General features: G+C 65.7%; 23 protein-coding genes and 2 tRNA genes. 13 read left to right on the top strand and 12 right to left on the bottom strand.

Features of this window, described 5'->3' with window-relative positions; genetic code table 11:
* Positions 1-85: 85 nt before the first annotated feature.
* Both AC1DNF_RS16065 and AC1DNF_RS16060 read right to left on the bottom strand, forming a co-directional pair.
* On the bottom strand, positions 86-643 hold the full coding sequence (locus tag AC1DNF_RS16065; protein ID WP_478149596.1) for a DUF6538 domain-containing protein: 558 nt from the start codon (positions 641-643) through the stop codon (positions 86-88).
* A gap of 87 nt (positions 644-730) precedes the next feature.
* A tRNA-Arg gene (locus tag AC1DNF_RS16060) sits at positions 731-807 on the bottom strand.
* Between the two features lie 127 nt (positions 808-934).
* Here AC1DNF_RS16060 and AC1DNF_RS16055 point away from each other — a divergent pair.
* On the top strand, positions 935-1,138 hold the full coding sequence (locus AC1DNF_RS16055) for a hypothetical protein (protein ID WP_478149595.1): 204 nt from the start codon (positions 935-937) through the stop codon (positions 1,136-1,138).
* 155 nt (positions 1,139-1,293) lie between these two features.
* A complete protein-coding gene (locus tag AC1DNF_RS16050; protein WP_478149594.1) occupies positions 1,294-1,695 on the top strand; it encodes a hypothetical protein in 402 nt (133 codons plus the stop codon).
* 356 nt (positions 1,696-2,051) lie between these two features.
* Here AC1DNF_RS16050 and AC1DNF_RS16045 read toward each other — a convergent pair whose 3' ends face one another.
* From AC1DNF_RS16045 to AC1DNF_RS16030, 4 genes are all read right to left on the bottom strand, one after another.
* Positions 2,052-2,474, bottom strand: coding sequence for a hypothetical protein (locus AC1DNF_RS16045; RefSeq protein ID WP_478149593.1), 423 nt, complete (start codon positions 2,472-2,474; stop codon positions 2,052-2,054).
* Between the two features lie 422 nt (positions 2,475-2,896).
* A tRNA-Pro gene (locus tag AC1DNF_RS16040) sits at positions 2,897-2,973 on the bottom strand.
* A gap of 75 nt (positions 2,974-3,048) precedes the next feature.
* Complete coding sequence (locus tag AC1DNF_RS16035; RefSeq protein ID WP_478149592.1) at positions 3,049-3,753, bottom strand: glutathione binding-like protein; 705 nt, start codon at positions 3,751-3,753, stop codon at positions 3,049-3,051.
* Between the two features lie 74 nt (positions 3,754-3,827).
* The gene (locus tag AC1DNF_RS16030) at positions 3,828-5,510 is read right to left on the bottom strand and encodes an FAD-dependent oxidoreductase (RefSeq protein WP_478149591.1); all 1,683 of its coding nucleotides are present in this window, start codon (positions 5,508-5,510) and stop codon (positions 3,828-3,830) included.
* Between the two features lie 136 nt (positions 5,511-5,646).
* On the opposite strand from AC1DNF_RS16030, the gene AC1DNF_RS16025 reads away from it, so the two are divergent.
* The 3 genes from AC1DNF_RS16025 (at position 5,647) to AC1DNF_RS16015 (ending at position 9,249) form a co-directional block, all read left to right on the top strand.
* Positions 5,647-6,525, top strand: coding sequence for a GNAT family N-acetyltransferase (locus tag AC1DNF_RS16025; RefSeq protein ID WP_478149590.1), 879 nt, complete (start codon positions 5,647-5,649; stop codon positions 6,523-6,525).
* Positions 6,526-6,640: 115 nt separating this feature from the next.
* A complete protein-coding gene (gene ppk1, locus AC1DNF_RS16020) occupies positions 6,641-8,779 on the top strand; it encodes a polyphosphate kinase 1 (protein ID WP_478149589.1) in 2,139 nt (712 codons plus the stop codon).
* A gap of 8 nt (positions 8,780-8,787) precedes the next feature.
* Positions 8,788-9,249 (top strand): SixA phosphatase family protein, encoded by a 462-nt coding sequence (locus AC1DNF_RS16015; protein ID WP_478149588.1) that lies wholly within the window; start codon positions 8,788-8,790, stop codon positions 9,247-9,249.
* A gap of 6 nt (positions 9,250-9,255) precedes the next feature.
* Here AC1DNF_RS16015 and AC1DNF_RS16010 read toward each other — a convergent pair whose 3' ends face one another.
* Positions 9,256-10,773, bottom strand: a complete 1,518-nt coding sequence (locus AC1DNF_RS16010; protein ID WP_478149587.1) for a Ppx/GppA phosphatase family protein — start codon at positions 10,771-10,773, stop codon at positions 9,256-9,258.
* A 228-nt stretch (positions 10,774-11,001) separates the two neighbouring features.
* On the opposite strand from AC1DNF_RS16010, the gene pstS reads away from it, so the two are divergent.
* From pstS to phoR, 7 genes are read left to right on the top strand one after another with little or no spacing between them, the layout of a single operon-like run.
* The gene (gene pstS, locus AC1DNF_RS16005; protein ID WP_478149586.1) at positions 11,002-12,039 is read left to right on the top strand and encodes a phosphate ABC transporter substrate-binding protein PstS; all 1,038 of its coding nucleotides are present in this window, start codon (positions 11,002-11,004) and stop codon (positions 12,037-12,039) included.
* Positions 12,040-12,057: 18 nt separating this feature from the next.
* Positions 12,058-13,128, top strand: coding sequence for a phosphate ABC transporter permease subunit PstC (gene pstC / locus AC1DNF_RS16000; RefSeq protein WP_478149585.1), 1,071 nt, complete (start codon positions 12,058-12,060; stop codon positions 13,126-13,128).
* The gene (gene pstA, locus AC1DNF_RS15995; protein WP_478149584.1) at positions 13,125-14,009 is read left to right on the top strand and encodes a phosphate ABC transporter permease PstA; all 885 of its coding nucleotides are present in this window, start codon (positions 13,125-13,127) and stop codon (positions 14,007-14,009) included. The genes pstC and pstA overlap by 4 nt, the downstream gene beginning before the upstream one ends.
* A gap of 5 nt (positions 14,010-14,014) precedes the next feature.
* Positions 14,015-14,797 (top strand): phosphate ABC transporter ATP-binding protein PstB, encoded by a 783-nt coding sequence (gene pstB, locus AC1DNF_RS15990; RefSeq protein WP_478149583.1) that lies wholly within the window; start codon positions 14,015-14,017, stop codon positions 14,795-14,797.
* A gap of 9 nt (positions 14,798-14,806) precedes the next feature.
* Complete coding sequence (gene phoU, locus AC1DNF_RS15985) at positions 14,807-15,508, top strand: phosphate signaling complex protein PhoU (RefSeq protein WP_478149582.1); 702 nt, start codon at positions 14,807-14,809, stop codon at positions 15,506-15,508.
* A 15-nt stretch (positions 15,509-15,523) separates the two neighbouring features.
* Positions 15,524-16,216 carry a phosphate regulon transcriptional regulator PhoB gene (gene phoB, locus AC1DNF_RS15980; protein WP_478149581.1) on the top strand — a complete coding sequence of 231 codons (693 nt, stop codon included), beginning with the start codon at positions 15,524-15,526 and terminating at the stop codon, positions 16,214-16,216.
* A 45-nt stretch (positions 16,217-16,261) separates the two neighbouring features.
* Positions 16,262-17,602, top strand: coding sequence for a phosphate regulon sensor histidine kinase PhoR (gene phoR, locus AC1DNF_RS15975; RefSeq protein ID WP_478149580.1), 1,341 nt, complete (start codon positions 16,262-16,264; stop codon positions 17,600-17,602).
* Here phoR and AC1DNF_RS15970 read toward each other — a convergent pair.
* The 3 genes from AC1DNF_RS15970 to AC1DNF_RS15960 all read right to left on the bottom strand — a co-directional run bounded on the left by AC1DNF_RS15970 (position 17,586) and on the right by AC1DNF_RS15960 (position 21,009).
* Positions 17,586-18,926 (bottom strand): MATE family efflux transporter, encoded by a 1,341-nt coding sequence (locus AC1DNF_RS15970; RefSeq protein ID WP_478149579.1) that lies wholly within the window; start codon positions 18,924-18,926, stop codon positions 17,586-17,588. The two genes, phoR and AC1DNF_RS15970, sit on opposite strands and share 17 nt — an antisense overlap.
* On the bottom strand, positions 18,919-20,658 hold the full coding sequence (locus tag AC1DNF_RS15965) for a hypothetical protein (RefSeq protein WP_478149578.1): 1,740 nt from the start codon (positions 20,656-20,658) through the stop codon (positions 18,919-18,921). Before AC1DNF_RS15965 ends, AC1DNF_RS15970 begins: the two co-directional genes overlap by 8 nt.
* Positions 20,659-20,739: 81 nt before the next feature.
* On the bottom strand, positions 20,740-21,009 hold the full coding sequence (locus tag AC1DNF_RS15960) for a type B 50S ribosomal protein L31 (protein ID WP_158722485.1): 270 nt from the start codon (positions 21,007-21,009) through the stop codon (positions 20,740-20,742).
* Between the two features lie 159 nt (positions 21,010-21,168).
* On the opposite strand from AC1DNF_RS15960, the gene AC1DNF_RS15955 reads away from it, so the two are divergent.
* Positions 21,169-22,230: an oxidoreductase gene (locus tag AC1DNF_RS15955; protein WP_478149577.1), complete on the top strand. Its 1,062-nt coding sequence runs from the start codon at positions 21,169-21,171 to the stop codon at positions 22,228-22,230.
* An 11-nt stretch (positions 22,231-22,241) separates the two neighbouring features.
* On the opposite strand, the gene rho is transcribed toward AC1DNF_RS15955, so the two are convergent.
* On the bottom strand, positions 22,242-23,507 hold the full coding sequence (gene rho / locus AC1DNF_RS15950; protein ID WP_478149576.1) for a transcription termination factor Rho: 1,266 nt from the start codon (positions 23,505-23,507) through the stop codon (positions 22,242-22,244).
* A gap of 186 nt (positions 23,508-23,693) precedes the next feature.
* Positions 23,694-24,026 (bottom strand): thioredoxin TrxA, encoded by a 333-nt coding sequence (gene trxA / locus AC1DNF_RS15945; RefSeq protein ID WP_088957307.1) that lies wholly within the window; start codon positions 24,024-24,026, stop codon positions 23,694-23,696.
* Between the last annotated feature and the right edge of the window lie 83 nt (positions 24,027-24,109).

The raw sequence follows: 24,109 nt of genomic DNA, 5'->3' as shown, positions 1-24,109 counted from the left end.
GCCTTGAACTCGTCGCTATGCAGCCGGCGTCGCCGCCGATCGCCGGAAGCCTGAGGAGAGATAGTGTGCACGTGTCCACCAAGAGTTAGTGGATACGAGCATCCTTTGCTCCTACCGCGAATTCAAGATGGGATCGCCGGACGCTTACCACGCTCATGGTCTGGAGTGCCTTGAGCCGTTCAAGTTGCGCCAGGGTCATCGACCCGTCCGGGCTGGGCTTCAGGTACTCGGGCGTTGGGATGTTCAGGGGGCTGTTCGCCGGGGCGCTGAAGTAGCGGCGTGGCTCTGGCTCAATGGACTGGAGCAGCGCAAGGAGCGCCCCGGGTTCGAAGCGGAGGACATCGTCGAAGGCCAAGGGATTGCGCTCCGCCTCCTGCAAGACGTAAGCAGCCAACGCGGGTGTCAGCGTCGTGAACTCGCGGGGCGTCAGCTTCGAGGTACTACGGGCGAAGTCTTCAGTAGCTTCAGCCCAGAGCCGATGCGCAGCAGCAGTAGCCACCGAGCGGTCTTCCGTGCCCAGGGACTTTCGGACGAAGAAGGGGGTCGGATAGCAAGACCGCAGCGCAGCCGGAATCTTGATTTGTATGTGGAAAACAGCGCCACGTTTGTGGACGCCAATCGGCAAGGCCATGTCTTTCTCCATGCTTGGATGATAGGACGTGGTACTCACCTGGGTACACGTGGAAAGCCGCATGGGGCCTAGCTTTGCACGTTTTCACTCGACAGAAGATGGCCTGCCCGGAGGGGATCGAACCCCCGACAACCTGCTTAGAAGGCAGGTGCTCTATCCAACTGAGCTACGGGCAGCAAAGGGAAGGTGGCGATTTTACGGTGCCTTCCGCGCGTCAGCGGCGGCCGACAGAGGATGCGGCGATTTGCCCGCACGCGTACCGGTGCATGAAGCGCGAACGTCGAGCCTTGCATGGAGCACGTCATGGCAGACCCAACCCGCCCCTCTTCCCCGTACCGTCCGACCTCCGGGGAGGAACCGGAGATCGGCTTCGAGGAGTCGATCCCTTCCGACGGCAACGACCCCATCGGCGAGCAGATGATCGAAGAGCTCGGGCAGTCCAGGCCGGAGAAGACGCCGGCGCAGCCGCCGCCCGAGCCCATGCCCGAGCAACTGCCCGTGAGCTGAAAGCTCGCGCGAGGCTTTCCCCCGCCGGTTCGCGAAATACTTCCTGTCTTCCAGCCGCTGGGTGCCGTACAACCGCATTTCGGTTCTACGTCGGAACAGCAGACCAGACAACAAGCCTGTCGATCTGCCCTTGCCTCGGCCAGAGGAAACTTCGAATGCCCGGCTCTCGCTTTGTATTGACCACTCACAGCGGGCGCGCGGTTCGCAATCCGATCGATGAGGACCTTCGCCGGGGCCTGGATGACGTCTTCGGGCGGTCGGCAACAAAGACCCGGGAGGGCGAGCGGGCAAGTGCCTGGCTGCTTTACGAGCAGCAAGGTGCCGGGCCCACCCTCGTGGTCGAGATCTGTCAGGACCATACCGTGATCTTCGAACAATGGGCCGATGCGCGCCACGCCACGCTGCTCTGTCCGGTCACCCGCCTGCGGGACGTCTCCTTCGCGCATGCGCTGGCGCTGTGGCGCGCGCTGCGGGCCGGCGACGTGGCGGCCGTGAGGTGCGAGGCGTGGCAGGCAGAGGACTTCGGCACGTCAAGCCAGATGCCGGCAAAGTCCTGAGTCCTCCACGAGCCCGGTCCGATCCTCGGCTGCGCGCCGACGCTTCGTGGGGTGCCTTATTTGCGGGCACGGCGTTCCGAGCCTTGCGCCGCAACGTTTCGTCGAGATGCCCTCCTGCTTCCCCACAGCCTTGTCCACAGCGCGCGGGGATAACGGGCACTGGCGTAACGCAGGCGTCATCTCGAAGGCCTATGCTGGAGCAAGACAGTCCGTCCGCGCTGGTAGAGGTTGCTTCGGCGTTCGCCCGTCAAGGGCGGTTCCTCGATGCGGGCGACTGTCCCGCTCTCCGTGGCCGCCCCTCGACCGCAGATTGAGCCGTTGTCCTCTCTTCGTGATTGCGAGTCTGTCCGTTGGCGCTACTGGCTCCAGGTGACGAGGCTCCATACGATAGCTACGAGCTGAGTGACGTTGATCAGGATCGCGGTGATGTGAGTTCGGCGGAATCCTGGAATTGCGTTCATGTAGTCCGATTGGATCTGCGCGCCAAGCGAGTCCATCTTGGGAATGATCTTCTTGCGCAGGGCGATCGCAACTAGCGCAAGCGCCGCGGCACCCGCCGCCAGCCCCGGGCGACCCGCAGACGCAAAGCTGATCGACGTTGCCGTCGCGGTTACAAATGCGGCGACATAGTAGGTATTGAAGAAGCCGCGCACGAAGCGGGCGTCGAGCGGCGTGTCGTGCTTCAGGACCAGAAGTGGAATCGACCCCATGATGAAGTAGGCGGTCGTGACGAGGAGGGCCACCGTAAAGAACAGGGCGGCAAACATGGAAGCAGACATCTTGGCTCTCCTCGAGGTATTGCAGATCAACGCCAGCTACCGACCCGCGCTGATTATGGAGCCGCTCTCAAGAGGGCTCTGCCCGCTCAATTGAATCGGTCGACTCGTCATTGCTACCCGCGGCCGTCAGCCTGGCCAGGGTACGCCGAGCCATTTCGGGGCATCCGCGGAGCTGGCAGTGCGGGCGCTATGTCGGGGGCCATCTGGCGCTCCGAGCCGCCTGGCTCAACGCGCGGCGCCGAACTTTTGGATATTGGTGTCGCCGCGCGGAACGACGCATCGGCCAGTGAGCCTGTTATGCGCCTCCATGACCTGGGCGTGCGCCTGAACACTTGGCAAGAACGTAGACAAGCCGGACATGGAAAACATGGAAAACAAAAAGAGGACAACGACGTAAGCCGTTGCCCTCAATGAGTTTTCCTTGGTCGGGGCGAAAGGATTCGAACCTTCGACCCTCTGGTCCCAAACCAGATGCGCTACCAGGCTGCGCTACACCCCGACGAGCCTGCGATTCTAGCCTGTCAAAACGCGTGTTTCGCCGCCCGATGCAAATCGATGTCCCGGGCGATGGTCTTCAGTGCCTCGCGTACTGCGTCTTGCCGAAGAGGATCTCGCGTTCCTTGTCGCCGGTGATCGGCCTGCGCAGGTCGGCCAGGACCTTCACGCCGCGCTGCACCGCGGGCCGCGCGGCGATGCCGTCGAACCACTTCTTCAGATGCGGGAAGTCCGTCAGGACGATGCCCTGGTTCTCCCAACTGCGCAGCCACGGGAAGATCGCGATGTCGGCGATCGTGTAGCTGTCACCGGCAATGAACTTGCTGGCCGAGAGCTGCTTGTCGATCACGCCATAGATGCGCCTGGCTTCGTTGGTATAGCGGTCGATCGCGTAAGCGATCTTCTCGGGCGCGTACATGCGGAAGTGGTGCGCCTGCCCGAGCATCGGCCCGACGCTGCCCATCTGGAACATGAGCCATTGCAGCACCTCGTAGCGAGCCCGGTCGCTGTCGGGCAGGAACTTGCCCGTCTTGCCGGCCAGGTAGACCAGGATCGCGCCCGACTCGAACAGCGAGATCGGCTTGCCGTCGGGCCCCACCGGATCGGTGATGGCCGGAATCTTGTTGTTCGGGCTGATCTTCAGGAAGCTCGCCTCGAACTGGTCGCCCGCGCCAATGTTGACGGGATGGGCGATGTAGGGGAGGCCACATTCCTCCAGCATGATGTGGACCTTGTGGCCATTGGGCGTGGGCCAGGAATAGACGTCGATGGGGGCTTGGGGCATGTCGGTGCGTTCCATGGAAAAGTACGAGGCCGGCCAGCATAGCCGTCGATGGCTTTTCGTGCAGGCTGCCGCTCTCAGGCGACAGCGGCGGCCGGCGCCAGGTGCTGGTGGATGAGCGCGACCACGGCCGCGCCTTCGCCGATGGCGCCGCCCACGCGCTTGACGGAGCCCGAGCGGACATCTCCCACCGCGTATACGCCCGGAACGCTGGTCTCGAGATTGGCCGCGGGCTTGGCCGGAAAAGCCTTGCGGGCCGGCTCGCCCGTCAGCACGAAGCCATGCTTGTCGACCGCGACGCCGCAGCCCGCCAGCCAGTCCGTCTCGGGCACCGCGCCGATGAACAGGAAGATGTTGCGCGCCGTGCATTGCTCTTCCAGGCCGGTCGTGCGGCAGCGCCAGGTCGCGCCGTTGAGCCCGGTCGCGGGTTCGCCATGCAAGTGCACGAGCTCGGTGTGCGGATGCAGCTCGATATTGGGCGCGGCCTCGATGCGATCGATCAGGTAGCGCGACATGGTGGCGGCGAGCGACGGACCTCTGACCAGGATGTTGACCTTGGCCGCGTGCTGCGACAGGAACACGGCTGCCTGGCCGGCCGAGTTGCCGCCGCCCACCAGCGCCACCTCCTGCCGCGCGCACAGCTTGGCTTCCAGCGCCGAAGCCCAGTACCAGATGCCGCGGCCCTCGAATTCGGCCAGGCGCGGCACCTCCGGGCGGCGGTAGCGCGCGCCGCTGGCGATCACCACGCTTCGGGACCGCAGGAGCCGCCCGTCGGTCAGCCGCACCGACAACTCGCCCGTTGTCTCGGCCGCGCTGCAGTCCATCGACTCGACCTCGGCCGGTATCAGCATCTCCGCGCCGAATTTCTGCGCCTGCACATAGGCCCGGCCGGCCAGCGCCCCGCCGGAGATGCCGGTCGGAAAACCCAGGTAATTCTCGATGCGCGCGCTGGCGCCGGCCTGCCCGCCGAAGGAGCGGCAGTCGACGACGATCACGCGCAGCCCTTCCGATGCCGCATAGACAGCGGTCGCCAGGCCGGCAGGACCGGCGCCGACCACCACGACGTCGAACAGGTCTTCGTGCGCGATGGTGTCGACCATTCCCAGGCAGCGCGCGAGCGCCTGCTCGGTCGGGTTCGGCATGACCGAGCCGTCGGGGCAGACGACCAGCAGTTCCGCTTCGCCGTACTGCTCGAGCAGGGCGGCGGCATCGCTGTCCTGCGACGAGTCGACCACATGGTAAGGATGGCCGTTGCGGCCGAGGAAGTTCTGTAGCCGGAGCAGGTCCGCCGACTGGGGCGGCCCGAGCAGCACCGGTCCGCTGGCGCCCGACTCGATCAGCCGCACACGCCGCAGGATCATGGCGCGCACCAGGCGTTCCCCGAGGTCGGCCTCGGCAATGATCAGGGCGCGCAATTGATCGGGCGGCACGAGCAGGGCCTCGACGTCGGTCTCCGCGTGGCAGTCGACCAGGGCAGGGCGTCCGGAAAGCTGGGCGACCTCGCCCAGGAACTGGCCGGGGCCTCCCTCGCGTTCGATCGGCACCACATGGCCGAAGCCATCGCGCTGCGTCATGGCCACGGTGCCCGCGAGGACGACGAACATGCCCGGGCCCGGTTCACCGGCCTTGAACAGGCAATCGCCCGCCGCGTAGTGCTCGGCACGGCCGAATCGCCGGATGCGCGCGATGTCCTGCCCGCCGAGCGTGGGAAACATCTGATGGCGTCGGGTCTCGACCTCGACCCTCATTTCTGCAGCCATGAGAACTCCAGTTGAATGATTTTCGGCATTAGACGACGAAGCCGCGTCCTGCGCGCCACAAGTCACGCAACTGCCATTGGATTGACACGCTTTTTTCACCGGGGGTGCAGAGACTCGCTTCCAGAAAGGGTTCCGAATGAAAGAACTGCCCAATCCGACGTTTCCGTTCTCGCAACTGGGGTTGCGCGCGGCTTTGTGGCCCGCCCCGGCTCCGGTACGCAATACTGGCGCCGCCGCTACCGTCACGGCCCCCGCGCCGGTAGCGCCTGCGTTGCCGGCGCCGGCCCCCAGCGGCATCAGCGTGACCTGGGCGCGTCACCAGGATGACGTCCGCGCGGCCCAGCGCCTTCGCTACCAGGTCTTCGCCGGCGAAATGGGCGCGCGGCTCACGACGCCGATCGAAGGCCACGACATCGACTTGTTCGACGATTTCTGCGAGCACCTGCTGGTGCGCGACGAAGCGACCCGGCAGGTGATCGGCACTTACCGCGTGCTGACGCCGGCGCAGGCGCGGCGCGTCGGCAGCACCTACAGCGATACCGAATTCGACCTGACCCGCCTGCGCGACCTGCGCGAACGCATGGTCGAGCTCGGCCGCAGCTGCGTCCATGCCGAGCATCGCCAGGGCGGGGTGATCCTTGCGTTGTGGGGCGCATTGGCGGGTTTCATGAACCGCAACAAGCTCGACACGATGATCGGCTGCGCCACCATCCCGATGGGCCACAACGGCCTGACCAACGGCGACGCGGCCGCCAGCATCTGGCGCCAGCTTTCGGCCACGCACATGGCGCCGATCCAATACCACGTCCAGCCCCGCCTGCCGCTGCCGGTGCATCGGCTCGACGACACGGTGGATGTGGAACCGCCCGCGCTCATCAAGGGCTACCTGCGGCTTGGCGCCAAGGTGCTGGGCCCGCCGGCCTGGGACCCGGACTTCAACAGTGCCGACTTGCCGATGCTGATGCGCATCGACGACCTGCCACCGCGCTACCGGAAGCACTTTCTGGGCAATTAAGTCAGCGCAAGCGCGTTCGTCACGGTTTTGTCACATAAATGTCACAAGGCCTGCCGACACTGTCATGTTTTGGCTTATGAGCATTTTCGTGCCGGTTGCCCCAGAATCCCTCTTCATGCCGTCTGCCCCTTCCGACAGGCCGCCGGAGGCCGTGGCGCCCACACTCACGCTGCTCGATCGCGACCACAGCATCCTTGCCTTCAACGAGCGCGTGCTCGACTGGGCCTATCGGCCGGAGGTGCCGCTGATCGAGCGCCTGAGCTATCTGTGCATCGTCTCGTCCAATCTCGACGAGTTCTTCGAGGTGCGCGCCGCCCCCCACCTGAGCGCCGGCGTGGCGGGCGACCGCAAGGGCAACTACACCGTCGAATCGTTCGAGCGCCTCTCCGAGGCCGCGCACGCGCTCGTGGCCCGGCAATACGCCCTCTACAACGACGAGTTGATCCCGACCTTCGCCGGCCAGGGAATCCAGATCATCTCGCACGGCGAGCGCAATCCGGCGCAGCGCAAATGGGTGCATGAATACTACGAGCGCGAGGTCCGGCCGCTGCTGATTCCGGTCGGGCTGGACCCTGCCCATCCGTTCCCGCAGGTGGCGAACAAGTCGCTCAACTTCATCGTCCGCCTGAACGGCAAGGATGCCTTCGGCCGCGAGAACCCGATCGCCATCGTGAAGGTGCCGCGGGTTCTGCCGCGTCTGATCCGCATGCCGGCGAAGGTCTCGGGCGGCAAGACGCTGTTCGTTTCGCTCTCGAGCATTGTCCGTGCCCACCTGTCGAGCATGTTCCCGGGGCGCGAGGTCGGCGAGTTCTCGCAGTTCCGGGTGACGCGCCACTCCGACCTGGCGGTCGACGAGGACGACGTGAAGAATCTGCGCACGGCGTTGCGCCAGGGGCTCCAGCACCGGCACTACGGCCAGGCCGTGCGGCTCGAGGTGTCGTCGAGCTGCGCCGAATCGCTCGCGAGCTTCCTGCTGGCGCAGTTCAACCTGCCGCCCAAGTCGCTGTACCGGGTGCACGGGCCGGTCAACCTGGCTCGGCTGACCCAGCTCATCGACCTGCTCGACGAGCCCCGACTGCGCTTTCCGCCGTACCAGGCCTCGTACCCGGTCTCGCTCACGCCGGGCCAGTCCTTCTTCGACCGCCTGCAGCGCGGCGACGCGCTGATCCATCAGCCTTTCGAGAGCTTCGAGGGCGTGCTCGCTTTCCTGCGCGAAGCGGTGCAGGACCCCCAGGTGCTCGCGATCAAGCAGACCATCTACCGCACCGGCACCGACTCCGAGCTCATGGATCTGCTGCGTGAAGCGGTTCGCCGGGGCAAGGAAGTGACGGTGGTGGTGGAACTCAAGGCCCGCTTCGACGAGGAGGCCAACATCAACTGGGCCGAGATGCTCGAATCGATCGGCGCGCAGGTGGTTTATGGCGTGGTGGGCCTGAAGACGCACGCCAAGATGCTGCTCGTGACCCGGCGCGAGGGCAAGCAGATGCGGCGCTACGGCCATCTCTCGACCGGCAACTACAACCCTCGCACCGCCGCGCTCTACACCGACATCAGCCACCTGACGGCCGATCCGATGCTGACGGCCGACATGGAAGCCGTGTTCGTGCATCTGGCCAGTCAGAGCCGGCTGCCCAAGCTCAATCGCATGTGGTTCGCGCCCTTCGACCTGCATCAAAACCTGATCGCGCGTATCAACGCCCTCGGCGCCGCCGCGGCGGCCGGCGAGTCCACGCGCATCGTCGTCAAGATGAATGCACTGACCGACGAGGAGTTGATCGCCTCGCTGGTCGCGGCGGGCCAGAAGGGCGTGAGCATCGACCTGATCGTGCGCGGTGCCTGCACCTTGCCCGCGCGCGTGCCGGGCCTGACGGACAACATCCGGGTGCGCTCGGTCATCGGCCGCTTCCTGGAACATTCACGCGTCTTCTATTTCCGCCAGGGCAGCGACGAGGCGCTCTACCTGTCGAGCGCCGACTGGATGAACCGCAACATGATGCGGCGCGTCGAACTCGCATGGCCGGTGACCGACCCCGAGCTGCGCCAGCGCCTCATCGACGAATGCCTGGTCGCCTATCTGCACGACGGGCGCGATGCCTGGGATCTGCATGGCGACGGGGTCTATCACCGCGTCTTCCGGGGCGCCGGCCAGGGCGTGGCGGGCGCGCCGCAGGCCGTCGAGGCCCATGGCGCGCAGACCGCGCTGATGGAGCGCTACGCGTCGCGAGGCCTCAGCCGCGCCGCATCACGAGATTGACCACTACCATGGACCTTATTTTCTGGCGCCACGCCGAGGCCGAAGACTGGACCGAGGGCTGCGAGGACATGCAGCGTTCGCTCACCCAGCGCGGCGAGAAGCAGGCCAAGCGCATGGGCGCCTGGCTCGACCGTCAGCTTCCGGAGGGCACGCGCGTTGTCTGCAGCCCGGCACGCCGCTGCGAGCAGACCGCGCTCGCGCTCGGGCGCAAGTACAAGCTGCGCAGCGAACTTGCCCCCGACACCACGCCGGACGAACTGCTGGGCGCCGCCGGATGGCCGAACGGAAAGTCCGTGGTGCTGCTCATCGGACACCAGCCTTCGCTCGGCAATGCCATTGCGCTGCTGCTCGGCATGAAGCAGGACAGCTGCCCGGTCCGAAAGGGCGCGGTCTGGTGGATTCGCACCCGCGAGCGCGATGGCGACGTGCAGACGGTGGTCGTCACGGTGCAGTCGCCTGAATTGCTCTGATCCGGCTCAGACGCCTGACAACTCCACCCGCCAGGTGGTCTTTTGCCACGCCAGCACCTCCTCCCGCAAGAGGTGCGCCGACTGGGGGTAGGCCTCTGCCCAGTCCGGCGGGCATGCGACGGTGAACAGCCGCGCGCCCGATCGCACGAGCTGTAGCGCCTGGACGTCCGGATCCCGGCGCGCATGGCACAGGATCACCGCCAGCCGCAGTGACAGCAGCTGCGCCACGAAGGTCTCGTCGTCCAGCGCACTCTCTAGCTTGCGCAGCTTGCCCCGGTGGCCCAGCACGAGCTGGCTGAGCCAGTGCATCTCGTTCAGGGCGAAGCCCGGTGCGTCGGCGTTGTCGAGGATGTAGGCGCCGTGCTTGTGGTACTCGCTGTGGGAAATGTGCACGCCGATCTCATGCAGCTGGGCAGCCCAGCCGAGCTTGCGCAGCGCGCGTCCCGCGCGGCTGGTCGTGCTGCCGCCGCGCGCGCCCGGGTCGAGCTGCACGAACAGCATGGCGCCGGTTTCGCCCACGCGCCTGGCCTGCGCCGCGTCGACCGCGAAGCGGGCGGCAAGCCGGGCCACGGTGGTGGTGCGCAGATCGGCGACGACGTCGTCGCGCTCCAGCAGCTCGTACAGCACCCCATGGCGCAGCGCGCCCTGCGCGACCTTCATCTCCTCGATCTCGAGCAGGTCGAAGACAGCGCGCAGCACGCTGACGCCGCCGCCGATCACCGCCTTGCGGTCTTCCCGCATGCCGTCGATCTTCAGGCGTTCGGCGCTCCCGGCCTTGAGCAGGCGGTCCAGCAGCCAGTCGAGCCCGTCGCGCGTGATCAGGCCCGGCTCGGCGCCGGCGGCGGCCAGCACGTCGCCCACGGCGCCGATCGTGCCCGAGGCGCCGTAGGCCACGTCCCATTGGTCTGGCATGTAGGTACCGAGCGCGTCGTCCAGCACCGCCTTGGCGGCGACCTCGGCGGCGCGAAAGGCCACCGGGGTGAACTGGCCCTGCGCGAAATGCTTCATCGACCAGGCGACACTGCCGACGCGGTAGGACTCCATGACCTCCGCCTGGAGCGCGCGTCCCATGATCATCTCGGTGGAGCGGCCGCCGATGTCGACCACCAGCCGGCGTTCCCGGTCGGAGGCGTCGGTGTGGGGCAGCATGTGCGCCACACCCTGATAGATGAGGCGGGCTTCCTCCCGGCCCGGGATGACGTCGATGCCGAAGCCCAGGATGGTGCGCGCGCGCAGCAGGAACTCGTCGCGATTGCGCGCTTCCCGCAATGTTTGCGTGGCCACCGCGCGGACCTGCGAGCGCTTGAACCCCGCGAGCCGTTCGCCGAAGCGGGCGAGCGCGTCCCAGCCGCGCTGCATGGCCTCGGGTGTCAGGTTGCGCGCGCTGTCGAGACCGTTGCCTTGGCGAACGGTTTCCTTCAGATATTCGGCGCGGTGGATCTGGCCATGGTCGACCTGACCGATCTCGAGGCGAAAGCTGTTCGAGCCGAGATCGACCGCGGCGAGGCGGGTTCCGTTTTGCATGTTGGGGTGGAAAGGTCGGGGCCTGATCGTAGCGCCGACTGGGCACCGGAACGAAGGCGCAAGGCTAGATTGACGATGTGACAATTGTGTGACACCGTCACGATCGACAGAGAAGGGCGGCGGTCGCTTTCCCTCTGTGGAGAAGGTGTCACACCAATGTCACACAAGCTTCCTAGAGTCCGTGCCAAGCCCCTTGCGGGGTTCTTCTGCACTTCAACAGGAAGCATCATGAAAACGACGATCAAATTCGCAGCCGCCGGCCTGATGGCCGCGGCCTTCGCCCAGGTTCCCGCATTTGCCCAGGACGCGACCGGCGCCGGCGCGAGCTTCCCGGCACCGCTCTACTCCAAGTGGGCTTCGGATTTCAACAAGGCGACCGGCGCCAAGATCAACTACCAATCGGTGGGCTCGGGCGCGGGCATCAAGCAGATCGACGCGAAGACGGTCGATTTCGGCGCTTCCGACATGCCGCTGACCGACGAGGAACTGAAGGCCAAGGGCCTCATGCAGTTCCCCACCGTCATTGGCGGCGTGATTCCCGTGGTCAACATCCAGGGCATCAAGCCCGGCGAACTCAAGCTCAACGGCCAGGTCCTCGGCGACATCTACCTCGGCAAGATCACCAAGTGGAACGACCCCGCGATCAAGGCGCTCAACGGTTCGCTTGCGCTGCCTGACGCCACGATCGCCCCGGTGCGCCGCGCCGACGGCTCGGGCACGACCTTCCTGTTCACGAACTACCTGAGCAAGGTCAACGCCGACTGGAAGGCCAAGGTCGGCGACGGCACGGCCGTCAACTGGCCCACCGGCGCGGGCGGCAAGGGCAACGAAGGCGTTGCCCAGTTCATCAGCAAGCTGCCCAATTCGATCGGCTATGTCGAATACGCCTACGTCAAGCAGAACAAGATGACCTATGCCGAAATGCAGAATGCTGCCGGCAACTTCGTGTCCCCGGACGACACGGCCTTCAAGGCCGCCGCCGCGGGCGCCGACTGGTCGAAGAGCTTCTACCAGGTGCTGACCAACCAGCCCGGCAAGGATTCATGGCCCATCACCGGCGCCACCTTCATCCTGATGCACAAGGCGCAGGAGAAGCCCGTCCAGGCCACCACGACCCTCAAGTTCTTCGACTGGGCCTACAAGAATGGCGACAAGACCGCCGGCGACCTCGACTACGTGCCGATGCCCGACAAGGTCAAGAGCGTGATCGCGACCGCATGGGGCGAGATCAAGGACGCTTCGGGCAAGCCCGTCGCATACAAGTAAGCAAGAGGACTGGCGCGCATGAGCACTCCGTTTCAGGACGCGCCGCCCACTTCGGAGCGACCAGTGTCATCCACCTTTCCCGCCAACGCTTCCGTCGACATCGCGGCCGAGCGTGCTCGCGCAACTTCGAGCCCGCCGCCGGTCAAGAGGCCGCGCACGGGCGCGGCGACCGATCGCCTCTTCGGCTGGGCGGCCAAGGGTGCCGCGCTGCTGACCCTGGCGATGCTGGTCGGCATCCTGCTGTCGCTGCTGGCCGGTGCCTGGCCGGCCGTGCAGAAGTTCGGCTTCGGCTTCCTCACCAGCAGCGTGTGGGATCCGGTGAAGAACGAGTACGGCGGCCTGGTGATGATCTACGGCACCCTGGCAACCTCGCTGATCGCGCTGGTGATCGCGGTGCCTGTGAGCTTCGGCATCGCGCTTTTCCTCACTGAAATGTCGCCCGCATGGCTCAAGCGCCCGCTGGGCACGGCCATCGAGCTGCTCGCCGCCGTGCCCTCCATCGTCTACGGCATGTGGGGCCTGCTGGTCTTCGGACCCATCCTTTCTCTCTACGTGCAGCAGCCGCTGCAACGATTGTTCGACGGCGTGCCCTACCTGGGCGCGCTGGTGACCGGGCCCCCCGTGGGCATCGGCATCCTGTCGGCCGGGATCATCCTGGCGATCATGATCATTCCGTTCATCGCTTCGGTGATGCGCGATGTCTTCGAGGTCACTCCGCCGCTCCTCAAGGAGTCGGCCTACGGGCTGGGCTCGACCACCTGGGAAGTCGTCTCCAAGGTGGTGCTTCCCTACACCAAGGCCGGCGTCGTCGGCGGCATCATGCTCGGCCTGGGGCGTGCGCTCGGCGAGACGATGGCCGTCACCTTCGTGATCGGCAACACGAACCAGCTCAATTCGCCCTCGGTCTTCGAGGCGGCCAACAGCATCACCTCGGTGCTGGCCAATGAATTCGCCGAAGCCGGCGAAGGCCTGCACCAGGCCTCGCTCATGTACCTGGGCCTCGTGCTGTTCTTCATCACTTTCGTGGTGCTGTCGCTGTCCAAGCTGCTGCTGCAGCAGATGAAGAAGAGCGAAGGGACCAAGTCATGAGCACCGGGGAACGCCTTCTCAACGCCAAGACGCTCGACGAAACCAGGGCGGCGAAGTTCGCCGGCCGCAAGCGCGTCAACTTCGTCGCGCTCACGCTGTCGCTCGCCGCGATGGCCTTCGGCGTCTTCTGGCTGGTCTGGATCCTGTGGGAAACGCTTCGCCAGGGCGTGGGCGGTCTCGCGCTCGCCACGTTCACCCAGATGACGCCGCCGCCGAACGAAGAGGGCGGCATCGCCAATGCGATCTTCGGCTCGCTCGTGATGGTGGCGCTTGCCACTTTCGTGGGCACGCCGATCGGCATCATGGCCGGCATCTATCTGGCGGAGTACAACCCGAAGAGCCTGCTTTCGAGCGTCGTGCGTTTCGTCAACGACATCCTGCTGTCGGCGCCGTCGATCGTGATCGGCCTGTTCGTCTACGCCGTGGTGGTGGCCTATTTCAAGTCCTTCTCGGGCCTGGCCGGTGCCTTGGCGCTCGCGCTGATCGTGATTCCGGTCGTGATCCGCACCACCGAGAACATGCTGCAGCTGGTTCCCCCGGGCCTGCGCGAAGCGGCCTACGCGCTGGGCACGCCGAAGTGGAAGGTGATCATCAGCATCACGCTGCGCGCCGCGCGCGCGGGCGTCGTGACCGGCATTCTGCTGGCTGTGGCGCGCATCGCCGGGGAAACCGCTCCGCTGCTCTTCACCGCGCTCAGCAACCAGTTCTGGACTTCCGACCTGACGCAGCCGATGGCGAGCCTTCCGGTGACGATCTTCAAGTTCGCGATGAGCCCTTACGAGAACTGGCAGAAGCTTGCCTGGGCCGGCGTGTTCCTGATCACCGTCGCGGTGCTGGCGCTCAACATCATCGCGCGAGTCGTCACGCGCAACAAACTCTGAACATCATGCCAACCACCATCGCACCGCAGCCGACGCGCTCGAAGATCTCGGTCAAGGACCTGAACTTCTATTACGGCAAGTTCCATGCGCTCAAGGGCATCAACCTCGAGATTCCGGAGAACAAGGTCACGGCGTTCATCGGCCCGTCGGGCTGCGGCAAGTCGACCTTGCTGCGCACCTTCAATCGCATGTTCGAGCTGTACCCGGAGCAGCGCGCCGAAGGCACCATCGCGCTGGACGGCGAGAACCTGCTGACCTCGAAGCAGGACGTGGCGCTGATCCGCGCCAAGGTCGGCATGGTGTTCCAGAAGCCGACGCCTTTCCCGATGTCGATCTACGACAACATCGCCTTCGGCGTGAAACTGTTCGAGAACCTCAGCTCCTCCGAGATGGACGACCGCGTCGAATGGGCGCTCAAGAAGGCCGCGCTCTGGACCGAAGTGCGCGACAAGCTGCAGCAAAGCGGCTCGGGCTTGTCCGGCGGCCAGCAGCAGCGCCTTTGCATCGCGCGCGGCATCGCGATCAAGCCCGAAGTGCTGTTGCTCGACGAACCCTGCTCGGCACTCGATCCGATCTCGACGGCGAAGATCGAAGAGCTGATCGCCGAGCTGAAGAGCGAGTACACCGTGGTCATCGTGACGCACAACATGCAGCAGGCGGCACGCTGCAGCGACTACACCGCCTACATGTACCTGGGCGACCTGATCGAGTTCGGCGCGACGGAAGAACTCTTCTTCAAGCCGAAGCGCAAGGAGACAGAAGATTACATCACCGGCCGTTTCGGCTAAGGAGGCCCCATGACCGAAAAACATCTCTCCAGCCAGTTCGACAGCGAGCTCAACGCCGTCTCTTCCCGCGTGATGGAGATGGGCGGCATGGTCGAGGCCCAGATCCAGCAGGCCGTGTATGCACTCTCGCAGTTCGATTCCGAGGCGGCCGACCGCGTGATGGAAACCGAGCAGCGCGTCAACGCCATGGAAATCGAGATCGATCGCGAACTCTCGTCCATCATCGCGCGCCGCCAGCCGACGGCGCGCGACCTGCGGCTGCTGATCGCGATCTCGAAGACCACCGCCAACCTCGAGCGCGTGGGCGACGAGGCCAACAAGATCGCGCGCATGGTCAAGTCGATCATCGAAAGCGGCTCGGCGCGCGCGCTGCCTTCCACCGAGTTGCGCATCGCCTCGGAGCTCGCCTCCGGCCTGCTGCGCAAGGCGCTCGACGCCTTCGCGCGGCTCGACACCGCCGCGGCGCTGTCGATCCTGAAGGACGACGACCTGATCGACAAGGAGTTCGATGGGTTCGTGCGCAAACTGGTCACCTACATGATGGAAGACCCGCGCACGATCTCCGCCAGCCTCGACCTGCTGTTCCTGGCCAAGGCCATCGAGCGCATCGGCGACCACGCGAAGAACATCGCGGAATTCATCATCTATATCGTCAAGGGCGCGGACGTCCGGCACACTTCGATGCAGGACATTGAATCCGCGCTGCAATAGCCTACAGACTCATCGATGAAGAAACCACGCGTCCTGATCGTCGAAGACGAATCCTCGATTGCCGAGCTGATCGCCGTCAACCTCCGTCACAACGGCTTCGAGCCTATCTGGGCGGAGGACGGCGCCGCGGCGCAGCGCGAGATCGATGCCTTTCTGCCCGACCTGGTCCTGCTCGACTGGATGCTGCCGGGCCAGAGCGGTCTGCAACTCGCCCGCCAGTGGCGCAAGGATCCGCGCACGAAGGCAATGCCGATCCTCATGCTGACCGCGCGCGGCGACGAGCCCGACAAGGTCGCGGGCCTCGATGCAGGGGCCGACGACTACATCACCAAGCCTTTCTCCACCCAGGAACTGCTCGCTCGCATCCGCGCCGTGCTGCGCCGGCGTGCTCCCGAAGCCGTGGCCGAACGCGTCGAGATCGGCGAACTCGTGCTCGACACCGCGACCCACCGCGTGACCTGGCAGGGCGCCCCGCTGAAGGTGGGGCCGACCGAATTCAAGCTGCTGGGCTACCTGATGCAGCATGCCGAACGCGTTCACAGCCGGGCGCAACTGCTCGACAAGGTCTGGGGTGACCACGTCTACATCGAAGAGCGGACAGTCGACGTGCACGTCAAGCGCCTGCGCGAATCGCTCGGCCCGGCCGCCCCGATGGTCGAGACGGTGCGTGGCGCGGGCTACAGGCTCACGGCCCAAGCCACGGTCTGAGAGGTCCGTCCGTCCGGCGCGGCCCGGGCGGGATAATGGTCCGGCATGCCCTTTCGTATCGCAACTTTCCTTCTCGCATCCATCCTCGGCGCTGCCGCCGCGGCGGCGCTGCCTGGGCGCGGCCTGATCTGGGCCGGGGCCTGGGTGGGCGCGGTGGTCTGGCTCGCGGTCGATGCCTGGCGTGCACAGCAGATGCTGAACGTCCTGCGCAACGATGCCATCGGATTGCCGTCGCGAGGGCCGGGCGTCTGGGGCGAACTGGGCGAGCGGATTCGCAAGTTGCTGCGGACACGCGAGCAACAGACGCGGCAGGCCGAAGATCGCCTGCAGGAATTTCTTGCCGCCATCCAGGCGTCGCCGAATGGCGTGATTCTGCTGGACGAGCAGGGCCGGATCGAGTGGTGCAACCAGACGGCGGCCGAGCAGTTTGGCATCGATGCCGAGCGCGATCTGTTGCAGCACCTCGCGAACCTTGTTCGCGACCCGGCCTTCGTCGCCTATCTTGCTTCGTGGAACTACAGCCGGGACGTGGTGCTCGACGCCCACTCGCGTGGACAATCGCTGCGCAGCCACCCGGTGCGCCTTTCGGTGCAGGTGCATCCTTATGCGGGCAATCGCCGCATGCTCCTGACGCGCGACATCACTTCCGTGGAGCAGGCGGAGGCGATGCGGCGCGATTTCGTCGCGAACGTCTCGCACGAGATCCGCACGCCGCTCACAGTGCTCGCGGGCTTCGTCGAAACACTGCAGAACCTGCCGCTCGATGCGCAGGAGCGTTCGCGCTATCTCGCGCTCATGGCGCAGCAGTCGCACCGCATGGAGACGCTGGTCAATGACCTGCTGACGCTGTCGCGTCTGGAGGGGAGCGCCGCGCCTCCCGCCAACCGCTGGACCCGCATGCGCGCGCTCATGGCGCAATGCGAGGACGAAGGGCGGGGCCTGTCCAGCCGGCTTTCGTCGCAAGGCCATCGGCTTTCGTTCACCATGGAGGGCGATTGCGAGATCGCCGGCGCGGCGACCGAATTGCAGAGCGCGATGTCCAATCTCCTGAGCAACGCGGTCCGCTACACGCCCGGCGGCGGTGAAGTGAAGGTCAGCTGGCGGATGCTGCCCGATGGCCGCGGCGAATACGCGGTGAGCGACAGCGGCCCCGGCATCGCGGCCGAGCACATTCCGCGGCTGACCGAGCGCTTCTACCGCATCGATCGCAGCCGCTCGCGCGAGACCGGCGGCACGGGTCTCGGGCTGGCCATCGTGAAGCATGTCGCGCAGCGCCACGGCGCCGAACTGCGTGTGGAGAGCACGGTCGGAAAGGGCTCGCGCTTCGCGCTTCTGTTCCCGGCCGCGCGCATCCGGCCGGCGTCGGTGCTCAGCGCGGTTGCCTGAGCGTCGAGCGCAGCAGCACGAGGAACAGCGCCGCGGTCAGTGCCAGCGCCAGGGCGCTCATGAGCCAGAAGGCGAGCGGAGACTGCATGGCGGGCAACGCTCCGACGCCACGGTAGGCGAGCAGGTAGCTGCCGCCAAGCCCCACGCCCCACAGCAGCGTGCAATAGAGGATCAGCGGCATCACCGTGACCCGGTAACAACGCAGGACGAAGACGCACAGTGTCTGCATCGAGTCGGCGAGGTGGTAGACCGCCGTCACCAGCAGCAACGTGGCCGCCAGTCCCACCACGGCGGGATTGCCGGAATAGATCGCAGGCAACTGCCAGCGCAGGCCCATCATCAATCCCGCGAACAGCAGCGCGAAGAACAGCGCCAGCTCGAAGCCCTTGCGGCAGGCGCCGCGCGCCAGCGCCGCCTCGCCGGCGCCCAGCCAATAGCTCACGCGCGCGCTGGTGGCGATGGCGAGCGACAGCGGCATCATGTAGGCGATGCCCGTGAGGTTCGCCGCGATCTGGTGCGCGGCGGATGCCACGATGCCCAGGCGCGCGACGAACAGGGCCATCAGTGTGAACGAGGTGATTTCCACCAGAACGGCAAGCCCGGCGGGCACGCCGAGCCGGGCGAATTGTCTGATCTGCCGCCAGTCGGGCGCCTCGATGCGGCGCCAGAATCGGTACTCGCGATAGAGCGGCTGGGTGCGCAGCAGCCAGATGGCGCAGGCCAGCATCGTCCAGTTCACCACCAGCGTCGCCAAGGCGCATCCCACCAGGCCCATCGCGGGGAGGCCTGCACCACCAAAGGTGAACCAGATCGACAGCGGCAGCTTCACGCACAGCGAGGCCAATTGCAGCCAGGTCACGAGCTGGGGCTTTCCAAGGCTCTGGTTCAGCGTGCTGAACAGGCGAAACAGCAGGGCGGGCGGCAGGGCGATGGCCAGCAAACGCAAATAGGCCTCCACGTCGGCGCGCATGGCGAGCGGCACTTCGGTCCAGCGAAGCAGCGGCGCGGGGAACAGCAGCAGTGTCATGCCCACCACGATCGCGATGCCGCACAGGTACAGCGACTGTCGCACCGAGCGCCCGACTTCAGGTGTGCGCCGGGCGCCGTGCAGTTCGGCCCACACCGGAAGCAGTGCCTGCATCATGCCCATCAAGGAGACGAAGACGCTGATGAAGATGGCCGAACCGACCGAAAGCGCTGCCAGTGCTTCTTCGGCATAGCGGCCAGCCACGATGTTGTCAGTCACGCCGAAGGCCATCACGGCCAGCTGGCCGACCAGCACGGTGGCGGCATGCCGTGCGATCACCCGCCGTTCGCTAGCCACCGGAAGGCGTGATTCTCTGGTAGAGGAGCAGGTCGTCGCTCGCGCTGGTCGGGCGGCGCAGCGTGCCGATCAGGCGCCAGCCTTCGAGATTCACGATCTGGTGCAGGCGCTCGATGGCGTCGGGGCCAACGAGCAGCCAGGCGCAGCTTGTCCCGCCGGCTGTCAACGGCTGCAGGTTGAAGTGCCCGTGATACCGAAGCGCGGCGACATGCGGCCGGCTGATCGAAAGCGCGGAAATGCAGCCGGGGTTGCTTCCCACGCGCTCGGAAATCGTGTGCACCTGCGGCGCGTAGCTGAGTGCGTAGTCCAGCGCGGGCAGCCAGAGGGTCGTTCCGAGCAGCCAGCACAGGGCGGCCCCGCCCGCGGGCAGCACCAGCGTCTTCCACAGCGCGGCGCGATGGCGTCCGGTGCGCCATCGCACGAGCCAGCACCAGGCGACGGTCGCGGCCAGGGCGAAGGTGAGCGTGAGCCAGGAGAAAGACGGCACGAAACCCGGAACGAGCCGGGTGACGCTGGCGGCCATCTTGGGCGGCATGCCTGTCTGCATCGCGATCCAGTAACCCCAGATGATCACGGCCGAGCCGCTGAAGAAGAGCAGGGTGAACCAGTCGATCACCGCGGCGACGCTGCGCCGGAACGTCGGCAGCGCGAAGGCCGCGAGCGTGGCGAAGGCGGGCAGCGCAAGCAGCAGGGAGCGGTCGGAGAAATCGGTGGTCCAGGTTGCCGCCAATGGCACCAGCGCGAACCACAGCGGCACCGCGACGTGGCGCGCCCGGAGCTGGCGCCGCCAGCGCCAGAGCGTCCAGATCGCCAGCGGCCATGCGGGCCACGTGAACCACAGCAGCAGCCTGGCCTGGCCGCGCAGATCCCCGCCGAGCGACCTTCCGTGGCTGCCAGGCAGATCGATCTTCCACTCCAGCAGGCCGAGCCCGCCCGCCAGCAGGATGGCCAGCACCGTGATGCCGAAGATCGTGACGATGGCGCCGGCCGAGTATGTGGGTTCGCCGTCGGGCGTTGCTTCGGCGCTGCGCCTGTAGTCGAAGGCCAGGAATGCGGCGCAGCCAATGCCCAGCATCAGCCCGACGGTGGCGCCGCCGCTCAGCGTCAGTCCGAATGTACCCACGACGAGGGCGATGACGGGACCAATGCGATGGTAAGGCAGGGCCGCGACGCCGTAGAACAGTTGAGAGGCGAAGAAGAGCTGGGCCAGGGCGGGCGTTGTTTCGTGACCCAACTGGGCGAGGCCGAGGCAGGCGATCAAGGCCAGCAGCGCGCCGTCCGCGATGGCGCGCGCGTAATCCGTGGGCTTGGCCTCGCCGCCGAAGGCGAACGCCACCGGCTGCGCTTGCGTCGTCCGCGCCAGGTAATAGACCGCATACCAGGTCGCCATGAAGGTGCCCCAGAGCAGTAGCGCGAACACTATGCGCACTGCGAGGTCCGGGCGCACCCAGGCCGGCGCGATCTGGATGGCCCAGGCGCCGATCCAGTAGGGGATCAGCGCGGGCGTCTCGGGCCGCATGCCCAGCAGCAAGGGATCGAACCAGCGCGCGATGCCCTCGGTGCTGCGCGCGAGTTCGGCCATGTAGCCGTAAGCCGTGATGTCGGCGCTCTTCCACGGACCCCGACCCAGCAGGCCGGGCATCAGATAGGCCGCGCACAGCAGCAGCAGCGCGATGCGCGGCAGGCGGCGCACGGCACTCTGGGCAACGATCGCGGGCGTCGGCTGATTCAACGGGAGGAGGGCCTTGGATGGAGCGGAAAGAAAAAGGGCAGCGCGGTAAACCGGGCTGCCCTGGACTCGAAAGCGCCAGCCTTACTTGGAGGCAGCGCCGGTGGTCTTGCCGAAACGGTTGCGGAACTTCTCGACGCGTCCACCCATGTTGTCGACCGACTTCTGGGTGCCGGTGTAGAACGGGTGGGATTCGCTCGACGTGTCGAGCTTGAAAAGGGGCAGCTCGCGGCCGTCGTCGGTCTTGCCCATTTCCTTGGTGTTCGCGCACGAACGGGTCACGAACTTGAAGCCGTTCGACAGGTCGACGAACAGAACTTCGCGGTAGTTCGGATGAATGCCTTCTTTAGCCATGATCTTTTCCTTTGGGTCGATGCGAGAGCCACAAACCCGGGTGTTCCGGGTCGTTCCGTCCATGAGACGGAGCTTCACGGCACGGCGCCGCGCTGCACTTTTCGCGAAGCCGGCGATTATCGCATACTGGCTCTTTTCAGCGCCAGAGGTACTCGCTCAATGACTCTTCCCATCCTGCGCGCCGGCCTGGTCGGCTATGGCTTCGCCGGCCAGACCTTCCATGCCCCGGTGATTTCAGCTGTTCCCGGCCTTCGACTGGAGGCTGTGGCAAGTTCACAGCCGCGCAAGGTGCACGCCGACTGGCCCGGCGTCGACGTGGTCCCCGACGCGGCGCTGTTGCTGGGCCGGGCGGACATCGACCTTGTCGTCATCGCCACGCCCAATGCGCAGCACCACCCGCTGGCGAAGGTGGCGCTCGCCGCCGGCAAGCATGTCGTGGTCGACAAGCCCTTCACGCTGGACGCGGCTCAGGCCCGAGAACTGGCGGAGTTGGCGCAGCGCAATGGCCGTGTGCTGTCGGTCTACCAGAACCGTCGGTTCGACGCTGATTTCCTGACGCTGCGCCAACTGCTGGCGGGCGGGGAGCTGGGACGCCCGGTCTACTTCGAATCGCATTTCGATCGCTTCCGGCCGCAGGTGCGCGAGCGCTGGCGCGAGCAACCGGTACCGGGGGCCGGTCTGTGGGTGGACCTGGGTGCCCACCTGGTCGACCAGACGCTGCAGCTCTTCGGCCGGCCCGACACACTGCAGCTCGATACGGCCGCGCTGCGCGACGGGGCGTTGGTCGAGGATTACTTCCATGCGGTGCTGCGCTACGAAAGCGGCCCCCATGCGCCGCTGCGCGTGGTGCTGCATGCGACCACGCTCGCGGCGCATGCGGCGCCGCGCTATATCTTGCATGGGACGCGCGGAAGCTATGTCAAACACGGCGTCGACCCTCAGGAGGACGCATTGCGCGCAGGAGGGCGTCCGGGTACGGAGGGGTGGGGTGCCGATACGCTCGACGGGGAAATCACCGTGCCGGGAGATGACGGCGCTGCGGTGAAGAGACGACTGCCAACGCTCGCCGGGAATTACGTCAGCTACTACGCCGCGGTGCGCGACGCGATTCTCGGGAAGGGCCCGAATCCGGTGCCACCGGACCAGGCGGTCGAGCTCATGGAGTTGCTCGACCTTGGGCGCCAAAGCGCTGCGCAAGGCAGCGCCCTGGCGGCCCGCTGAGACGCTGTGCCTCAGCCGCCGCGACGCATCATGTCGAAGAACTCGACATTGGTCTTGGTCGCCTTCATGTTCTTGAGCATGAGTTCCATCGACTCGATCTCGTCCATGTTGTACATGAGCTGGCGAAGAATGCGGGTCTTCTGCAGGATCTCGGGCGGCAACAGCAGTTCTTCGCGGCGCGTGCCGCTGCGGTTGAGCTGGATCGAGGGGAACACGCGCTTCTCGTAGAGACGGCGGTCGAGATGGATTTCGGAGTTGCCGGTGCCCTTGAACTCTTCGAAGATCACTTCGTCCATGCGGCTGCCGGTATCGATCAGCGCAGTGCCGATGATGGTGAGCGAGCCACCTTCCTCGACGTTGCGCGCGGCGCCGAGGAAGCGCTTCGGGCGCTGCAGCGCATTGGAGTCGACGCCGCCGGTCAGCACCTTGCCAGACGAAGGCACGACGTTGTTGTAGGCGCGGGCCAGACGGGTGATCGAGTCGAGCAGGATCACGACGTCCTTCTTGAGTTCGACCAGGCGCTTGGCGCGCTCGATCACCATTTCAGCGACGTGCACGTGGCGCGCGGCGGGCTCGTCGAAGGTCGAGGCAATGACCTCGCCCTTCACCGTGCGCTGCATTTCGGTCACTTCCTCGGGCCGCTCGTCCACGAGCAGCACCATCATGTGCACCTCGGGGTAGTTGGCACTGATCGCGTGCGCGATGTGCTGCATCATGACCGTCTTGCCGCTCTTGGGCGGGGCCACCAGCAGCGCGCGCTGGCCTTTGCCGATCGGCGCGATGATGTCGATGATCCGGCCGGTGATGTTTTCTTCGCCCTTGAAGCCGTCGCGTTCCAGCTTCATCTGTTCCTTGGGGAACAGCGGCGTCAGGTTTTCGAACATCACCTTGTGCTTGTTCTGCTCCGGCGGGCCGTCGTTGACCTTGTCGAGCTTGGTCAGCGCGAAGTAACGCTCGCCGTCCTTGGGCGTGCGCACCTCGCCTTCGATCATGTCGCCGGTGTGCAGGTTGAAGCGCCGCACCTGGCTGGGCGAGATGTAGATGTCGTCGGTGCTGGCCGTGAAACTGGTGTCCGGACTGCGCAGAAAGCCGAAGCCGTCGGGCAGGATCTCGAGTACGCCGTCGGCGAAAACCTGTTCGCCGGCCTTCGCCCGTTTCTTGATGATCGCGAACATCAACTCCTGCTTGCGCATGCGGCCGACGTTTTCGATCTCAAGGGCTTCAGCCTGCTTGAGGACTTCAGACACATGGAGTGCCTTGAGTTCGTTTAAGTGCATGGAATGACCCCTTACGGGGAAATCTGTCGAAAAACCAGGAGGGGGAGGTTTGAGAAGAGGCGAGAGATGCCTCACAAACCGGGGAACTCGAACCGGGTCCCTGAGAGGGCCGGTGATCTGCGGCAGATTATGACAGGAAAATTCAGGAAAGCTGCTGTCGCGTTGCGCGGCAGCAGCAAAGGGGTATCAGGCCAGCTGCTGATCGATGAAGGCCGTGAGTTGCGCCTTGCTCATGGCGCCCACCTTGGTGGCGGCCAATTGACCGTCCTTGAAGAGCATCAGAGTGGGGATGCCACGGATGCCGAATTTCGCGGGGATGTCGCGGTTTTCGTCCACGTTCATCTTGGCGATCTGTAGCTTGCCTTCGTAGGTGCTGGAGACCTCGTCGAGAATGGGTGCAATCATCTTGCAAGGGCCACACCATTCAGCCCAGTAGTCCACAAGCACGGGCTTGCCGGACTTGAGCACGTCGGCTTCGAAAGAAGAATCGGAGATGTGTTTGATGAGTTCGCTGGCCATGGTGTGTGTCCTTCTGCGCTGAGTTTCGGTGCAGCTAAAGTGCGGGTCATTGTGACAGAAACCAAGTACCGGCGTGCCCGGCG

The organism is Variovorax sp. 01T432 (genome assembly GCF_056398605.1).
The sequence above is the reverse complement of the archived record's forward strand: the minus strand, read 5'-3'. Positions and strand labels throughout refer to the sequence as shown.

Coding starts and splice junctions, on each gene's coding strand:
- phoB (WP_478149581.1), top strand. CDS start 15,524: ATGAAGAAACCACGCGTCCTGATCGTCGAAGACGAATCCTCGATTGCC.
- pstB (WP_478149583.1), top strand. CDS start 14,015: ATGCCAACCACCATCGCACCGCAGCCGACGCGCTCGAAGATCTCGGTC.
- AC1DNF_RS16050 (WP_478149594.1), top strand. CDS start 1,294: ATGCCCGGCTCTCGCTTTGTATTGACCACTCACAGCGGGCGCGCGGTT.
- trxA (WP_088957307.1), bottom strand. CDS start 24,026: ATGGCCAGCGAACTCATCAAACACATCTCCGATTCTTCTTTCGAAGCC.
- pstA (WP_478149584.1), top strand. CDS start 13,125: ATGAGCACCGGGGAACGCCTTCTCAACGCCAAGACGCTCGACGAAACC.
- ppk1 (WP_478149589.1), top strand. CDS start 6,641: ATGCCGTCTGCCCCTTCCGACAGGCCGCCGGAGGCCGTGGCGCCCACA.
- AC1DNF_RS16015 (WP_478149588.1), top strand. CDS start 8,788: ATGGACCTTATTTTCTGGCGCCACGCCGAGGCCGAAGACTGGACCGAG.
- phoU (WP_478149582.1), top strand. CDS start 14,807: ATGACCGAAAAACATCTCTCCAGCCAGTTCGACAGCGAGCTCAACGCC.
- AC1DNF_RS16025 (WP_478149590.1), top strand. CDS start 5,647: ATGAAAGAACTGCCCAATCCGACGTTTCCGTTCTCGCAACTGGGGTTG.
- pstS (WP_478149586.1), top strand. CDS start 11,002: ATGAAAACGACGATCAAATTCGCAGCCGCCGGCCTGATGGCCGCGGCC.
- AC1DNF_RS16045 (WP_478149593.1), bottom strand. CDS start 2,474: ATGTCTGCTTCCATGTTTGCCGCCCTGTTCTTTACGGTGGCCCTCCTC.
- AC1DNF_RS16065 (WP_478149596.1), bottom strand. CDS start 643: ATGGAGAAAGACATGGCCTTGCCGATTGGCGTCCACAAACGTGGCGCT.
- AC1DNF_RS15955 (WP_478149577.1), top strand. CDS start 21,169: ATGACTCTTCCCATCCTGCGCGCCGGCCTGGTCGGCTATGGCTTCGCC.
- AC1DNF_RS16035 (WP_478149592.1), bottom strand. CDS start 3,753: ATGCCCCAAGCCCCCATCGACGTCTATTCCTGGCCCACGCCCAATGGC.
- phoR (WP_478149580.1), top strand. CDS start 16,262: ATGCCCTTTCGTATCGCAACTTTCCTTCTCGCATCCATCCTCGGCGCT.
- pstC (WP_478149585.1), top strand. CDS start 12,058: ATGAGCACTCCGTTTCAGGACGCGCCGCCCACTTCGGAGCGACCAGTG.
- AC1DNF_RS16030 (WP_478149591.1), bottom strand. CDS start 5,510: ATGGCTGCAGAAATGAGGGTCGAGGTCGAGACCCGACGCCATCAGATG.
- rho (WP_478149576.1), bottom strand. CDS start 23,507: ATGCACTTAAACGAACTCAAGGCACTCCATGTGTCTGAAGTCCTCAAG.
- AC1DNF_RS16010 (WP_478149587.1), bottom strand. CDS start 10,773: ATGCAAAACGGAACCCGCCTCGCCGCGGTCGATCTCGGCTCGAACAGC.
- AC1DNF_RS16055 (WP_478149595.1), top strand. CDS start 935: ATGGCAGACCCAACCCGCCCCTCTTCCCCGTACCGTCCGACCTCCGGG.
- AC1DNF_RS15960 (WP_158722485.1), bottom strand. CDS start 21,009: ATGGCTAAAGAAGGCATTCATCCGAACTACCGCGAAGTTCTGTTCGTC.